General features: G+C 59.2%; 14 protein-coding genes. 2 read left to right on the plus strand and 12 right to left on the minus strand.

The window, feature by feature from the left end:
• Window positions 1–5: 5 nt before the first annotated feature.
• From FS819_RS11515 to urtA, 12 genes are all read right to left on the minus strand, one after another.
• Window positions 6–416, minus strand: coding sequence for a lysozyme inhibitor LprI family protein (locus FS819_RS11515; RefSeq protein ID WP_234624522.1), 411 nt, complete (start codon window positions 414–416; stop codon window positions 6–8).
• Window positions 413–718 carry an urease subunit beta gene (locus FS819_RS11520; protein WP_156542459.1) on the minus strand — a complete coding sequence of 102 codons (306 nt, stop codon included), beginning with the start codon at window positions 716–718 and terminating at the stop codon, window positions 413–415. The genes FS819_RS11515 and FS819_RS11520 overlap by 4 nt, the downstream gene beginning before the upstream one ends.
• A 93-nt stretch (window positions 719–811) precedes the next feature.
• Window positions 812–1,066: a DUF1272 domain-containing protein gene (locus FS819_RS11525; protein WP_156546861.1), complete on the minus strand. Its 255-nt coding sequence runs from the start codon at window positions 1,064–1,066 to the stop codon at window positions 812–814.
• Between the two features lie 4 nt (window positions 1,067–1,070).
• Entirely contained in the window at window positions 1,071–1,373 is a 303-nt protein-coding gene (locus tag FS819_RS11530; protein ID WP_070149744.1) for an urease subunit gamma, read from the minus strand.
• Window positions 1,374–1,396: 23 nt separating this feature from the next.
• Complete coding sequence (locus tag FS819_RS11535) at window positions 1,397–2,233, minus strand: urease accessory protein UreD (RefSeq protein ID WP_156546863.1); 837 nt, start codon at window positions 2,231–2,233, stop codon at window positions 1,397–1,399.
• Between the two features lie 4 nt (window positions 2,234–2,237).
• Window positions 2,238–3,236 (minus strand): CE1 family esterase, encoded by a 999-nt coding sequence (locus FS819_RS11540; protein WP_197433993.1) that lies wholly within the window; start codon window positions 3,234–3,236, stop codon window positions 2,238–2,240.
• A gap of 229 nt (window positions 3,237–3,465) precedes the next feature.
• Window positions 3,466–4,830 carry a CE1 family esterase gene (locus tag FS819_RS11545; protein ID WP_156546867.1) on the minus strand — a complete coding sequence of 455 codons (1,365 nt, stop codon included), beginning with the start codon at window positions 4,828–4,830 and terminating at the stop codon, window positions 3,466–3,468.
• A gap of 201 nt (window positions 4,831–5,031) precedes the next feature.
• On the minus strand, window positions 5,032–5,727 hold the full coding sequence (gene urtE, locus FS819_RS11550) for an urea ABC transporter ATP-binding subunit UrtE (RefSeq protein ID WP_015916914.1): 696 nt from the start codon (window positions 5,725–5,727) through the stop codon (window positions 5,032–5,034).
• 179 nt (window positions 5,728–5,906) lie between these two features.
• A complete protein-coding gene (gene urtD / locus FS819_RS11555; protein ID WP_156546869.1) occupies window positions 5,907–6,662 on the minus strand; it encodes an urea ABC transporter ATP-binding protein UrtD in 756 nt (251 codons plus the stop codon).
• A gap of 4 nt (window positions 6,663–6,666) precedes the next feature.
• Entirely contained in the window at window positions 6,667–7,818 is a 1,152-nt protein-coding gene (gene urtC / locus FS819_RS11560) for an urea ABC transporter permease subunit UrtC (RefSeq protein WP_156546871.1), read from the minus strand.
• A complete protein-coding gene (gene urtB, locus FS819_RS11565) occupies window positions 7,815–9,443 on the minus strand; it encodes an urea ABC transporter permease subunit UrtB (RefSeq protein ID WP_156546873.1) in 1,629 nt (542 codons plus the stop codon). The genes urtC and urtB overlap by 4 nt, the downstream gene beginning before the upstream one ends.
• 87 nt (window positions 9,444–9,530) lie before the next feature.
• Window positions 9,531–10,820, minus strand: a complete 1,290-nt coding sequence (gene urtA / locus FS819_RS11570) for an urea ABC transporter substrate-binding protein (RefSeq protein ID WP_156546875.1) — start codon at window positions 10,818–10,820, stop codon at window positions 9,531–9,533.
• 281 nt (window positions 10,821–11,101) lie between these two features.
• On the opposite strand from urtA, the gene FS819_RS11575 reads away from it, so the two are divergent.
• The gene (locus FS819_RS11575) at window positions 11,102–11,683 is read left to right on the plus strand and encodes a biliverdin-producing heme oxygenase (RefSeq protein WP_156546876.1); all 582 of its coding nucleotides are present in this window, start codon (window positions 11,102–11,104) and stop codon (window positions 11,681–11,683) included.
• Window positions 11,661–14,237 carry an HWE histidine kinase domain-containing protein gene (locus FS819_RS11580; protein WP_156546878.1) on the plus strand — a complete coding sequence of 859 codons (2,577 nt, stop codon included), beginning with the start codon at window positions 11,661–11,663 and terminating at the stop codon, window positions 14,235–14,237. Before FS819_RS11575 ends, FS819_RS11580 begins: the two co-directional genes overlap by 23 nt.
• Window positions 14,238–14,252 lie beyond the last annotated feature (15 nt).

Below are 14,252 nucleotides of genomic sequence, written 5' to 3' on the forward strand. Positions count from 1 at the left end.
TCTGCTTATCGAGTTTCGGACAAGGATTTCAATTCCTTGGTCCGCGTCTTCGTCATTTCCGCCTTGCAGGCGGCAACCTCCATGGGCTCCATCGTGCCACCCCGGACATAAAATCCCTGCGCCTCACATTGACCGTCGCGGTAATCGATCCAGGCGCGCTGGGCTTTCAGCAAGGCCTTTTCAGCCCCCTTGAGATCATCGTCCAGCATTGTATCCTGCTCAACGAAGACCTTGCGGGTGATTTTCCATTGGGCATTCATGGCCTTGTCCGCCGCGTCGAAATCCTGCACAGCGCAGGCGGTCATATCGCTCTGGGTTTTCGGGTCCCGGCAATCGCGCGCCTGCGCCAAAACGCCACCACTCAGAGACAGCAGCGTCAAACCGGCCAGCACCGTCAGCCTTGCAAAACAGGTCACAGCTTGCCCATCACCTTCTGACGAAAGCCATAAACCTCGCGTTTACCGGCCAGCGGAATCAACGTCACTTCCCGGGTCTGGCCCGGTTCAAAGCGCACCGCAGTCCCCGCCGGAATGTCCAGCCGCATGCCGCGCACCTTGTCGCGGTCGAAGGATAGGCCCGCATTGGTCTCGAAGAAATGATAATGACTGCCCACCTGAACCGGACGATCCCCGGTGTTGGACACTTCAATCGTCACGGTCGGCTGACCGGCATTCAGCTCGATCTCGCCACTTGCGGCAATGATTTCACCCGGTTTCATCACTGTCTCTCCCGTCATCGGTTCCCGGCAGGCCGGAAAACCACATTGTTCATGCATGAATAATACATCCGGAACGACCGGATGGATCACCGATCAGGCGGCGTGCGAGGGCTTGCAGCCTTCCGCCTTCAGAACCCGCGTGGTGGATGGCGGATTGTTGACGAGCTTGCTCGCCGGGCGGATCGGTCTGCGCACCAGTTCGCCACCGCAATTGGGGCAGATGCCGGCCAGCACGCTCTCAGCACAGGCGGCGCAATAGGTGCATTCAAAGCTACAGATCAGCGCCTCGCGGCTGTCAGGCGGCAGATCGCGGTCGCAGCATTCACAATTGGGGCGAAGCTCCAGCATGGCGTCAGCGGATCGGTTCGTGGACGGTCACCAGCTTGGTGCCATCGGGAAATGTCGCTTCGACCTGCACGTCATGGATCATTTCGGCAATGCCCTCCATCACCTGGTCGCGGGTGATCACATGGGCACCCGCCTCCATCAGCTCGGACACGGCACGGCCATCGCGGGCGCCTTCGACGACGAAATCAGAAATCAGCGCAATCGCCTCGGGATAGTTCAGCTTGACGCCGCGCTCCAGCCTGCGCCGGGCGACCATGGCCGCCATGGAAATCAGAAGCTTGTCTTTTTCTCTTGGGCTGAGATTCATGGGTGCTCCGAAAATGATGCCGGTTACAAGGTCCAGACTTTCGGCACAGACGCGCCGTCGCGCAAGGCCGAAATCACCGGAACCAATAATTTTCTGAGGGAAAATCCATCGCTGCTGATAAAACGGGCAACCAGCTTGTCATTCCACAGGCTTATGCCGATATCGCCGAGATCAGACGGGCGGTCCGTCAACCGGCGAAGAGCTGCCATATGCGCCTCCGCATGGCGTCCCGTATACAGCAATGTGGCAAAGGCAACCCTGCCGCCCAGCACCGCTTTTTCAGCGGTGAGATCGGCAATATCGCCTGATAGTGCCAGATCTTCGGCATGAATGAGCCGCCCTGAGCGGCGGATGCGCCAGCGGTCGCGCACCAGGCCCTGACGCATTGCTTCGCCCATCGCCTTGCGGCCCAGCAGAATGGCCTCGACACTGAGAAACTCCGCTGTCTCATGCAGATCGACCTCCAGCCTGCGGGTCAGGGATGCCTGATCGAACAGAATGGATTCCTGCGGCAGCCAATGGACCGCCGCCCCCTCGCCGACCGTGATGCGGCTGCGGATCGACGCCGTATCGGCGGCAGCCTTGTAGATTTTCTCACAGGCCTGTGTGGTCAGCGTCAGATGGGTACCCTCTCCGGCAGTAAACTCCCAATCGAGCTGGTCGCCGCCGGTCAGCCCGCCGGAGGAATTGATCAGCACAGCCTCCATCCGGCCATCGAAACTTTCGGGAATACGGATCTTGGCGCAGCCCTCCTGGAAGAAGGTTTCCAACCGGCTGCGCCCTTGAAACAGCTTGGTGTCCAGCCGTCCGCGACCATTCGCTCTTTGCGGCTTGATCAGTATGGCGGGCTGTATGGTCATGCCTTCAACGCTTCGATTTCGAGAAGAAATCCCACATCATATCAGTGGCATTCAGGTCAAAGGAAACCTTGCCGATCACCTTCTGGATCTTCAGCGATGCGGTGCTGCCCGGCCATGTATGGCCCGCCCCCGCCAAACGGTAGGAAGCGATGCGCACGCCGTCCGCACATTGGGCATAATCGGTGGTCTCGACCCGGCCCTCGGTTTTGACGGTGGGAGATTTGCACCCATCCAGCTCCGCCCAACGATGCAGCGCGGCATCGGCGCCGTAGCCCCAATAGGGCAGACCCGGCCCGGCAATCGGGTTGATCTTATCGTCCAGCCCAGCAAAGGCGATCAGCGACATCGGTTTTGCCGGTTTACAGGTCGCAGCGTCAGGCACCCATGTCTCGCCCTCACGCTTTGGCGTTCCGGCCCGCAGGCCGACCACCAGACCGGCAGCGGCAAAATCGGTATGTCCATCGCAAAGATATTGCGACACCATCCGCCCGCCGCCGGAATAGCCGGTGGCATAGAAAGACGCCGGATCGACGCAGAAATTGTCTTCGACCGCCTTGATCACATCGCGGATATAGGCCTCTTCATCGGCCTCGCCTTTGGCGACGCCCGGCACGTTCCAGGCGAAATAGCCCGCTCGCTTGGTGGGCATCGACCCTTGCGGCGCGACAGCGATAAAGCCTTCGCGCTCGGCCACCCGCTCCCATTCGCTACGGTCCAGTTGCTCATTGGCATTGCTGTCGGACCCGTGAAAATCAAACACGACCGGCACCTTGTCCTGGCCGCTATAGCTGGAGGGAATGAAATAGGAAAACACCCGCTCATGCCCGCCAGAGGTCAGCGTCATATCATAACGGCCCACATCCCTGGGCTGACCGCAACCGGCTGCCGATGCGGAGCCGGTCGAAAGCGCCAGAAGGGAAACGACTGCCGCAATCGCCACACCGGACAGAGTGCCAACTCTTGGCAGAACAGGCTTTTCGCATTGATTTTCAATATTTTGCATATAGTCCTCCGCAGCGGGGCCACGGTAGCAAAAGACCAATACGATGCAAAACAAAAAAGAGGTGCCGCGCACCAAAGCGCAGCACCCCATCCATAATATTAGGACAATCGCTTGCTGATACTTAAGAGCATTTCCTGTCAAACCATGTCGCGGTTCGGTGTCTGGAGATGCGTCAAAAACACAAGCGAAGCATTGTTTACTGCCTGGTTCAATCCGAACCCGGCAACCTCTACAGCGCGTCCGCCGACATCGGGCTTTCCACCGCCTGCGGCTTGACCTTGGCCTTCATCGTCACCGAGCAAGCAGGGTTTGCAGAGGCCGTTGCGCCAGCAGCCGGTTTTGCGCCATCTGCACAGGCGTTTTTGGCGATATTGTCGGCGATCAGGCGGCCATCGCCGCTGTCGAAGAAGGCCCACATCCGCTTGGCCGCATACATATCTTCCTGGTTCTTGCCATCAGATACCTTTGCCTTGGAGTTAGCGGCAGCCAGCGAGAACCCGATGGTCTGAGCGGGCCAATCATGGGTCTGGTCGGCAATCGTATAGGACAGGATGCGGGCGCCGCCCTTGCAGCGTTCGAATTCCGCCGAGGAAATTTTCGTCCCCTTGACGATCTTGCGTTCGCCCTGACAGCCATCCAGCTCGGCCCAGCGGTTAAGTGCCGCTTCGCCGCCATATTGCCAATAGGGTCTTCCGCCGCCTGCATAGGGATTGGTATTGTCCTTCAGTCCCCAGAACGCGATGATCGACACCGGACGGCCCGGACGGCAGCTTTGCGGATCGGGCAACCATTTTCCCTGATCGGGGCCAACGCCCTGGCGCGGCGTGCCAGCCCGCAGGCTCATGACGAAACCGGCAGCGGAAAAATCGGTATTGCCGTTGCAGATATATTGCGACAGCATCCGCCCGCCACCCGAATAGCCGGACGCGTAGATCCGGTCGGGATCGACGCAGAACTTGGCCTTGACCAGCGCCACGGTGTCGCTGAGATAAGCGGCATCATCCGGCCCTTTGGCTTCGGTTACTGTAGAAACAGATGCGCCTGGCGAAACAGATGCATTTTGCGAGGCAGCCGTATTGGGCGAATCAGCCGTATTGGGCGCGGTCGAGCTTGTCAGGCTTGCGTTGGTTACGGTGCCATTCGAAACTGTGGCATTCGGTACGGTCACGCCAGGCACGGGGGTTACGCCCGGCACGTTCCAGGCATGGGTGCCTTCCGCCTTGCCATTCAGCCCGCCCTGCGGAGCAATGACGATGAAGCCGTTTTCACGCGCCACGTCGGACCATTGGCTACGACCCAGCTGATCGCGGGGAAAGCTGTTGGACCCGTGCAGATCAAACACCACAGGCACCTTGGCCTTGCCGGTATAGCCTTGGGGAATGTAGGCCACCGCCGTGCGCTCAATGCCACCTGACGTGAATGACAGATCCTGCAAACCGGCCCGCACGGTCACGCCGCAGCCGCCCGCCGCATAGGCAAGGCCACCCGGCACCACCATGGAAACGCCGAGTGTGAACAGGCACAACAAAGTCTGGGCAGATGTGCGCGCGAAAAAACCCGGCCGCCGCAGGCCAGTCAGTTCATCGAATGTCATGAGGTCGCCTTGTTATTAGCACTCGGCGGAAAATACCACATGTTCCGCAGGCTTCAACTGAAACCTGATAACAAATGATCAAGGCTGACATGCGTCAAACACAAAGCGTGAATATACTATGAATACACATGGGTATTTTACAGCAAAAACAAAAGCTTACACTCCAGATCCGAACATCGAATCCCATGCCTGAATGCGACATTATACCGTAAGGTGACGGCGCGCCTCAACCGTATCCAGGGTTTCAGCCCCCCCTTCATGGACAATTTCACCGCGATCCATGATGTAGACATGGTCGGCCAGCTCCCGGCAGAAATCGAGATATTGCTCAACCAGCAGGATTGCCATGCCGGTTGAATCCCGCAAATAGCGGATCGCCCGGCCGATATCCTTGATAATCGACGGCTGGATGCCCTCGGTCGGCTCGTCCAGCACCAGGATTTTCGGGCGCGTCACCATAGCCCGGCCTATCGCCAATTGCTGCTGCTGGCCACCGGACAGATCACCGCCGCGCCGCGACAGCATGGTTTGCAAAATCGGAAACAGCGCGAAAATATCGTCCGGAATCGTCCGGTCCTTGCGCTTTAGCGGCGCAAACCCGGTTTCCAGATTTTCCTTGACCGACAGAAGCGGAAAGATCTCACGCCCCTGCGGCACATAGCCGACACCGTGCCGCGCCCGGTTGAACGGCGCCATGCCGTTCAGCACCGTGCCTTCAAACGCAATCGTGCCGCCGGACACCGGATGCTGGCCGGTCACGGCGCGCAAAAGCGAGCTTTTGCCCACCCCGTTTCGACCCAGCACACAGGTGATCTTGCCCATCGGTGCAGTAATGTTCACGCCGCGCAGCGCCTGGGCGGCACCATAGTGAAGATTGAGATTTTCAACAGTCAGCATCGATGCACCTTCTGAAAAATTGGGAGCAAGCCGTTCACCCCCCTCTGTCACTTCGTGACATCTCCCCCTCAAGGGGGGAGATAGGAGGAACCCGTCCGCTCCATCGTTGATCTCCCCCCTTGAGGGGGAGATGCCTGGCAAGGCAGAGGGGGGTACTGCGCATTCCAAGGGTACCGTTCTCACCGCCCCAGATAATTCTCGATCACCCGCGGATCATTCGAGACGAAATCGATCGAGCCTTCGGCCAGCACCGAGCCTTCGGCAAGGCATGTCACCTTGACGCCGAGATCACGGATGAAGCCCATATCGTGCTCCACCACCACGACCGAACGAGTCTTGGAAATTTCGCGCAGCAGGATGGCGGTTTCCGCCGTTTCGGCATCGGTCATGCCCGCCACCGGCTCATCGACCAGCAGCAGTTTCGGCTCCTGCGCCAGCAGCATGCCGATTTCCAGCCATTGCTTCTGGCCGTGGGACAGGTTGGCGGCGAGGTCATTTTTGCGGGCGGTGAGCCGCACGGTTTCGAGAATGGAACCGATCCGCTCGCGGTCCGTGAGTGTCAGCCGGTAAAACAGCGTTGAAAACACGCCGCGCGGCTTGTTCAGCGCCAGTTCCAGATTGTCCCAGACCGTATGGCTTTCAAACACCGTCGGCTTCTGGAATTTGCGGCCAATGCCGAGCTGGGCGATTTCGGCCTCGTCGCGCTTGGTAAGATCCACCTTGCCGCCGTCGAAAAACACCTCACCGCTGTCAGGCCGTGTCTTGCCGGTGATGATATCCATCATCGTCGTCTTGCCAGCACCATTCGGGCCGATAATGGCGCGCAGTTCCCCCGGCTCGACCACGAAGGACAGGGAGTTCAAGGCCCGGAACCCGTCGAAGGAGACGCTGACCCCGTTGAGATAAAGAAGCGAATTGGTGGTTTTATCAGCCATGGTCTCACTCCGCCGCCTGAGGTTTGCGGTTCAATGCCTCGGCCTCCGTCACTGCCTTGTCCTGCCTGCGCCGGAGAAGGCTTTGGGTAACAGTGCCAACAATGCCCTTGGGCAGAAACAGCGTGACAGCCACGAACAGCCCGCCCAGCGCAAACAGCCAGGCATTGGGAAACAGGCCGGTAAACACCGTCTTGCCGCCATTGACCAGCACCGCGCCAATGATCGGGCCGATCAGCGTGGCGCGCCCGCCGACGGCGGTCCAAATCACCACCTCGATGGAATTGGCCGGTGAAAACTCGCCGGGATTGATGATGCCGACTTGCGGCACGTAGAGCGCGCCCGCCACACCCGCCATCATTGCTGAGACGACAAAGGCAAACAGCTTCATGTTTTCCACGCGGTAGCCGAGAAAGCGGGTGCGGCTTTCGGCATCGCGGATACCGACCAGCACCTTGCCGTATTTGGAGCGTACGATGGCCGAGACCAGCAGCAGTGAGCCCGCCAGAAACAGCGCCGAGAGCGAAAACAGCGCGGCACGGGTGCCATCGGCCTGGATGTTGAAGCCGAGAATATCCTTGAAATCAGTCAGGCCATTATTGCCGCCAAAACCCATATCGTTGCGGAAGAAGGCCAGCAGCAGCGCATAGGTCATCGCCTGGGTGATGATCGACAGGTAGACGCCGTTGACCCGCGAGCGAAACGCAAACCAGCCGAATACGAAGGCCAGCAGACCGGGCGCCACCAGCACCATCAGGGCTGCAAACCAGAACATGTCGAAGCCGTGCCAGAACCAGGGCAGTTCCTTCCAGTTCAAGAACACCATGAAGTCCGGCAGGATAGGATCGCCATAGGTGCCGCGTGGGCCGATCTGGCGCATCAGATACATGCCCATCGCATAGCCGCCGAGCGCGAAGAACGCCCCGTGGCCAAGCGAAAGAATGCCGCAAAAGCCCCAGACCAGATCGAGCGCCAAGGCCAGCATGGCATAGGTCAGGTATTTGCCGAACAGCGCCACCAGATAGGTCGGCATATGCAACGCGCTTTCAGGCGACGTGGCAAGGCTGAGGATCGGCACCAGAATGGCAAGCGCGATGAGTATAGCGATGGCGACGAGGATCTTGGCGTCCAGCGAGCGCAGAAGAAATGCCGTGATCATGCTTCCACCGCCCTTCCCTTGAGTGCGAAGAGACCGCGCGGCCGCTTCTGGATGAACAGGATGATGAGAACCAGAACCAGGATCTTGCCCAGCACCGCACCGGCATAGGGCTCAAGGAACTTGTTAACGATCCCGAGCGAAAACGCCCCGACCAGCGTGCCCCAGAGATTACCGACCCCGCCGAACACCACGACCATGAAACTGTCGATAATATAGGTCTGGCCGAGATTGGGCGAGACATTGTCGATCTGGGACAGCGCCACGCCCGCCATCCCGGCAATGCCCGACCCCAAAGCAAACGTGAAGGCATCCACCCACGGCGTGCGAATGCCCATCGAAGACGCCATGCGCCGGTTTTGGGTGACGGCGCGCATCTGCAAGCCAAAGGCGGAGCGCTTCAACAGCATCAGCAGCGCGAAGAACACCGAGAGCGAAAACACCAGAATCCACAGCCGGTTCCAGGTAATGGTCAAGCCGCCAAGCCCAAACGAGCCGGACATCCACGACGGATTGGCAACCTCCTGATTGGTCGGGCCAAACAGTGTGCGCACCAACTGCTGCAACATCAGCGAAATGCCCCAGGTGGCCAGCAGCGTTTCCAGCGGACGACCATAGAGAAAGCGGATGACGCAGCGCTCGATCACCAACCCGAAGATGCCAGTGACGGCAAAGGCGACCGGCAGGGCAATTGCCAGCGACCAGTCAAACAGCTCAGGCGCGTTCGCCCGGATTGCCTGCTGGACGATGAAGGTGGAATAGGCGCCGAGCATGACCATTTCGCCATGCGCCATGTTGATAATGCCCATGACGCCGAAGGTGATGGCAAGGCCAATGGCGGCCAGCAGCAGCACCGAGCCGAGCGAGATGCCATAGGTGATGTTCTGCGCGGTATTCCACAGCGCCACATCGCTCTGGATCTTGGCGATGGCCGCATCGATATCACCCTTCAGGGCCGGATCGACGGTCGCAGCAGCATTACCGAGAATGGAAATCGCATCCTGGCCGCCCACCGCGCGAATAAGCGCAATGGCGGCACGTTTTTCCTCCAGCGAATGGTTGGAGGTGATGACCGAGACAGCACGGGCCTGGGCCAGCAGCGTTTTCACCGCGCCATCCTGCTCCTTGGCAAGGGCGGTGTCGAGCAATTCGAGATTGTCTTCCGAGGGTGCCTTCAACAGCGCATCGGCAGCGGCAAGCCGCACCGTGCGATCTGGGCTGAGCAGGGTCAGCCCGCCTTGCGCAGCGCGGATGGCACGGCGCAACCCATTGTTGATCTTGATCTTGACCAGTCCGCCCTTGGCTTCCTTGCCAACCTCGGCACCGCTCAAGGGATCGACCAACGTCAGTTGGCTACCCGCGGGCTTGGCGATGAACACATTGCCATCGGCCTTGCGCAGATAGAGATCGCCACCGCTCAGGGCTTCCAGGGCCGGAACCACTTTGAGATCGCCAGTGCGTCCGAGATCGCCGACGATCTTTTCGGCATCGGTGAAATTGGCCGTGCCCAGCGCCTTGATCAGGCTAGCGGGGTCTTCCTCGGCGCGCGCCGAAAGGGTCAAGGCCACCATCAGCAACAGCCCGGCAGCCAGCACATGCGACAGATGGTTCAAACAGGATCGTATCATACCGGCCCCTCTTGCGATTGCTCCCGACAAGGGAGAAAAAGCTGCGGATGCGTCACGCACCCGCAGCAAGTTTCAGGCTGGGAAGTTTTACGAGCCCTTGCCGCCGCACTTGCCGGACTTGACGTTGAAATTGCCGCAGTTCATCGGCAGGCGCCAATCGGCGATCAGGTCCTTGCTGTCGGGGAGGAAATCCGACCATTCGTCGCCCACCACTTCCGGTGTCTGGGAGACGATGTCGAACTGGCCATTTTCCTGGACTTCGCCAATCAGCACCGGCTTGGTGATGTAATGGCTCGGCATCATCGTGGCATAGCCGCCGGTGAGGTTCGGCACGGAAACGCCGACCAGCGCGTCGATGACCTTGTCGGGTTCGGCAGAGCCTGCCTTTTCGACGGCCTTCACCCACATGTTGAAGCCGATATAGGCGGCTTCCATCGGGTCGTTGGTCACACGCTTGTCGTTCTTGGTAAAGGCATGCCAGGTCTTGATGAATTCGGCATTGATGGGCGTATCGACGGATTCGAAGTAGTTCCAGGCGGCGAGATGGCCAACCAGCGGCTTGGTGTCGATACCGGCCAGTTCTTCTTCGCCAACCGAGAAGGCCATGACCGGAATGTCTTCAGCCTTGACGCCCTGGTTGCCGAGTTCCTTGTAGAACGGCACGTTGGCATCGCCATTGACGGTGGAGATAACAGCGGCCTTCTTGCCAGCCGAGCCGAATTTCTTGATGGCGGCGACTTCGGTCTGCCAGTCGGAGAAGCCGAACGGCGTGTAGTTGACCAGGATGTCTTCCTTCTTCACGCCCTTGGACAGAAGATAGGCTTCGAGAATCTTGTTGGTCGTGCGCGGATAGACATAGTCGGTGCCCTCAAGCACCCAGCGCTGCACGCCTTCGTTCTCCATCAGGTAATCGACGGCGGGAATGGCCTGCTGGTTGGGAGCGGCACCGGTGTAGAAGACGTTGCGCTCGCTTTCCTCACCCTCGAACTGCACGGGGTAGAACAGCACCGAATCCAGCTCCTTGAACACGGGCAGAACCGACTTGCGCGACACCGAGGTCCAGCAACCGAAGACAGCCGAAACCTTGTCCTTGGAAATCAGTTCGCGGGCCTTTTCGGCAAACAGCGGCCAGTTGGAGGCCGGATCGACCACGACAGGCTCAAGCTTCTTGCCGAGAACGCCGCCCTTCTTGTTCTGCTCGTCGATGAGCATCAGCATGGCGTCCTTCAACGTCGTTTCCGAAATCGCCATCGTGCCGGAGAGTGAGTGCAGAATGCCGACCTTGATCGTATCATCAGCGGCAAACGCACCGTGGAAGGCGGTGGTGGACAGCATGGCGCCGACAAGTGCGCTCGCCAGTTTGGACTTGAAGTTCATTTCAGGTTCCCCTCTTTTTGAATTCTGGAGTGAGGGGACTATCGGCTGCTGCGCTGCAAAATCGTATACGTCAATTGACGTAGGTGCCGGGTAAGGCAACGTTGCTCCCCACAAAAATAGGGGATTTATTGTCTTAAACTGCGGTCATAGGTTTATTGTGCTTGATTTCCGCTGAATTCGAACCTTATTACCTGATAAGGCTCTCATGGAGAGCATTCTCATAAACCGCTCATATAGCAGATGTAGAATAGAGCGGCGGAAATCTGTTTCGAAAGTCATCCATGCCTTTTTCACCCCGGCGACGGCTTCTGAAGGAAGCGACCGCCGATGCTCATGCCGAACTCGATGCAGTGATCGGCGACTTTTCCTCTCCTGCCGCCTACCGCGCCTATTTGCTCGGAATGGCCCGTTTTCGGCTGCCATTAGAAGAGATGATTGTCCAACAGGCCCCACGGGCACCCTTTGTCAACTGGCCGGGCACCTGGAAGCCTGTCATGATCGGCAACGGGCTGCGCGCCGACCTGCAAACACTTGAGTTGGAAGACGACCGCTGGCAGGCAACGGTTCCCCAGCCGGAAGAGGCTGAAGACTGGCTTGGCCTGTTCTATGTGCTGGAAGGCTCGGCGCTTGGCGCAAAGCTTCTGGCAAAACGAGCCGCCCTGCTTGGGTACGGCCCCACCCATGGCGGGGCGCATCTTTTTGCCCAGGCCGGGAACTTTTCGAGCTGGCCTACGTTTTTACATCTTATGGAGGAACTGCGGGATCTCGATGAAGGGAAGCTCGTGGCCTTTGCCAATGCAACCTTTGCTTATGCCTACGCTGCCTTCGAAAGCCCCATGCATGCCTCCCACGCAGACCGTTGATCTCACCAATTGCGACCGCGAGCCCATCCATATTCCAGGCAGTATCCAGCCGCATGGCTGTCTGCTGGCCTGCGATGCGGAAATGGCCAAGGTTTTGCGCCATTCCGCCAATGTCGCTGACATGTTGGGGCTGGAGGGGCCGCTGAACGGCCTGGAGGTCCACACACTTCTGGGCGATGCTGCCACCCACGACCTGCGCAACGCGCTGGCGACGGCGCCTTCGGCCTCGCGGCCAGCGCTCATTCCCAATTTGCGTCTTCGCCCCACTCATGGCTTTGGAAAAGAACAGCTTTTCGACGTCAGCGTGCATCGCCAGCGCGCCACTGTCATCATCGAGTTCGAACCGGCCCATGACGGGCGCGACCCCTTGCAGCTGGCGCGTGAAATGATCGGGCGGATCAAGGATGTCGACGACATAGACAAGCTGATCCGCACCTCCGCACGGCTGGTGCGGGCGGTGCTCGGCTATGACAGGGTGATGATCTACCGCTTCGACAATGACGGCTCCGGCAAGGTGGTAAGCGAGGCCAAGTCGATGGAGCTGGAAAGCTTCCTTGGCCAATATTTCCCGGCATCCGACATTCCCCAGCAGGCCCGCAAGCTCTACGTGCAAAATTCCATCCGGGTGATTTCCGGTGCAAGCGGCCACAAGGTGGCGATCGAGCCGGAACTGGATGCATCCGGTGAGCCGCTCGACCTGTCCTTTGCGCATTTGCGCAGTGTTTCGCCTATTCATCTGGAATATCTGCGCAATATGGGGGTCGGCGCGTCCATGTCGATCTCGATCCTGTTGAATGGCGAGCTTTGGGGCCTGATCGCCTGTCATCATTACCGCGAAAAGACCCTGTCGATGGCGCAACGGGTCGCCGCTGAATTGTTCGGCGAGTTTTTCTCCCTGACATTGCTTGCCCTTAAACAGAAACATAAGCTTGACCTGGCCACGGGCACACGCCAATCGCTGGACCGCTTCCTGCACCTTGCTTCCCACCACGAAAATCTTGAGGCGCTGTTTGGCGAATGCCTGCCGGAATTCAGCAGCCTCGTGCCCTGCGATGGCGCTGGCCTTTGGATGAACGGGACCTGGACGGCGCTTGGCACCTGTCCGCCGCCTACCGAAATCGAACCGCTGATACGCTTCGTCAGCAGCGTTGCAGACGGACAGACCTGGGCCAGCCATGCCTTGTCCCAATTTCTACCCAGAGCTGAAAGTTATTATAAGACAGTCTCCGGCGTCATGGTCGTGCCGCTCTCGGAAATACCCCGCGATTACCTGGTGTTTTTCCGCAAGGAAAGGTTGCAAACGCTCAATTGGGCGGGCAATCCCGATAAATCCTATGAGATCGGACCGCTGGGCGACCGGCTGACGCCACGCAAGAGCTTCGCCATCTGGAAGGAAGCCGTCACAAAGCAATCGGACCATTGGAGCGAAAACGACAGGGAAATTGCGGAAGCCATTCGCGCCGTCACCGTCAAGGTGGTGCTCCGGCACAATGAGTTGATGCAGGAAGAGCGCAACAAGGCCGACATCCGTCAGCGCGTGCTGAATGAAGAATTGAACCACCGGGTCAAGAATATCCTGGCGGTGATCAAGTCGCTGATCGGTGTTCCGACCCGGCCCGAACATCAGTTGAGGGATTATGTCACCTCGCTGAAGGGCCGCGTCCACGCCCTGTCCCATGCCCATGACCAGGTGATCCGCGGCAGCGGCAGCGGCAATCTGAGCGAGTTGCTACAGGCCGAGCTTGGTCCTTACCGCACCGAGGGCACCACACTCTCGCTTGGTGGCCCGATGGTCGTGCTCGATAGCCGCGCCTATGCCGTAACGGCCCTGGTTATCCACGAGCTCGCCACCAATGCGGCGAAATACGGAGCACTTTCGCGCGTCGGTGGCACGCTTGACTTGACTTGGCGCTGGACGGGGGAGGGAGATTGTGAAATTCTCTGGACGGAAAGCGGCGGGCCAACGGTGACCGCGCCGACACGCCGGGGCTTTGGCTCCGCCTTGATAGACCGTAGCATTCCCTATGATCTCGGTGGTAAGAGCACCGTGAATTATAATCCACACGGCCTGAATGCGTATCTTTTGCTTCCTGCCCGTTTCCTGTCCGGTTTCGGACACGAGCCGGAAACCACACATGCCCCGCCCTCCGAGACAGAGACCAGATCCATGGCCAATATCGACAAAACCCTGCCGATCCTGCTGGTTGAAGACCAGATGCTGATTGCGATGGATGCCGAAATGATGCTGGGCGATGCCGGTTTCACCACGGTCATGACAGCAGGCTCCGTGCCGGAAGCCCTGGCGCAAATCAAGGTCACAGCCCCTGCCGTGGCCGTGCTCGACATCAACCTTGGCAATCATACCTCGGTGCCGGTGGCCCAGGAGCTGCACCAGCGGGGCATTCCCTTTCTATTTGCCACCGGCTATGCCGAGCGGTCGATCATTCCGGAAGCCTTCGGCGACGTCACGATCATCAACAAGCCCTATGACGGCGAGGCGCTGGCCGATGCGGTGATGAGCCTGTTGCGCCAGCCGGATGCCACCACGGGCTAAAAACACAGATAAACG

Source organism: Allorhizobium sp. Av2 (assembly GCF_021462805.2).
GTDB classification, from domain to species: Bacteria; Pseudomonadota; Alphaproteobacteria; order Rhizobiales; family Rhizobiaceae; genus Allorhizobium; species Allorhizobium vitis_G.

Coding starts and splice junctions, on each gene's coding strand:
- FS819_RS11520 (WP_156542459.1), bottom strand. CDS start 718: ATGAAACCGGGTGAAATCATTGCCGCAAGTGGCGAGATCGAGCTGAAT.
- FS819_RS11525 (WP_156546861.1), bottom strand. CDS start 1,066: ATGCTGGAGCTTCGCCCCAATTGTGAATGCTGCGACCGCGATCTGCCG.
- FS819_RS11530 (WP_070149744.1), bottom strand. CDS start 1,373: ATGAATCTCAGCCCAAGAGAAAAAGACAAGCTTCTGATTTCCATGGCG.
- FS819_RS11535 (WP_156546863.1), bottom strand. CDS start 2,233: ATGACCATACAGCCCGCCATACTGATCAAGCCGCAAAGAGCGAATGGT.
- FS819_RS11540 (WP_197433993.1), bottom strand. CDS start 3,236: ATGCAAAATATTGAAAATCAATGCGAAAAGCCTGTTCTGCCAAGAGTT.
- FS819_RS11545 (WP_156546867.1), bottom strand. CDS start 4,830: ATGACATTCGATGAACTGACTGGCCTGCGGCGGCCGGGTTTTTTCGCG.
- urtE (WP_015916914.1), bottom strand. CDS start 5,727: ATGCTGACTGTTGAAAATCTCAATCTTCACTATGGTGCCGCCCAGGCG.
- urtD (WP_156546869.1), bottom strand. CDS start 6,662: ATGGCTGATAAAACCACCAATTCGCTTCTTTATCTCAACGGGGTCAGC.
- urtC (WP_156546871.1), bottom strand. CDS start 7,818: ATGATCACGGCATTTCTTCTGCGCTCGCTGGACGCCAAGATCCTCGTC.
- urtB (WP_156546873.1), bottom strand. CDS start 9,443: ATGATACGATCCTGTTTGAACCATCTGTCGCATGTGCTGGCTGCCGGG.
- urtA (WP_156546875.1), bottom strand. CDS start 10,820: ATGAACTTCAAGTCCAAACTGGCGAGCGCACTTGTCGGCGCCATGCTG.
- FS819_RS11575 (WP_156546876.1), top strand. CDS start 11,102: ATGCCTTTTTCACCCCGGCGACGGCTTCTGAAGGAAGCGACCGCCGAT.
- FS819_RS11580 (WP_156546878.1), top strand. CDS start 11,661: ATGCCTCCCACGCAGACCGTTGATCTCACCAATTGCGACCGCGAGCCC.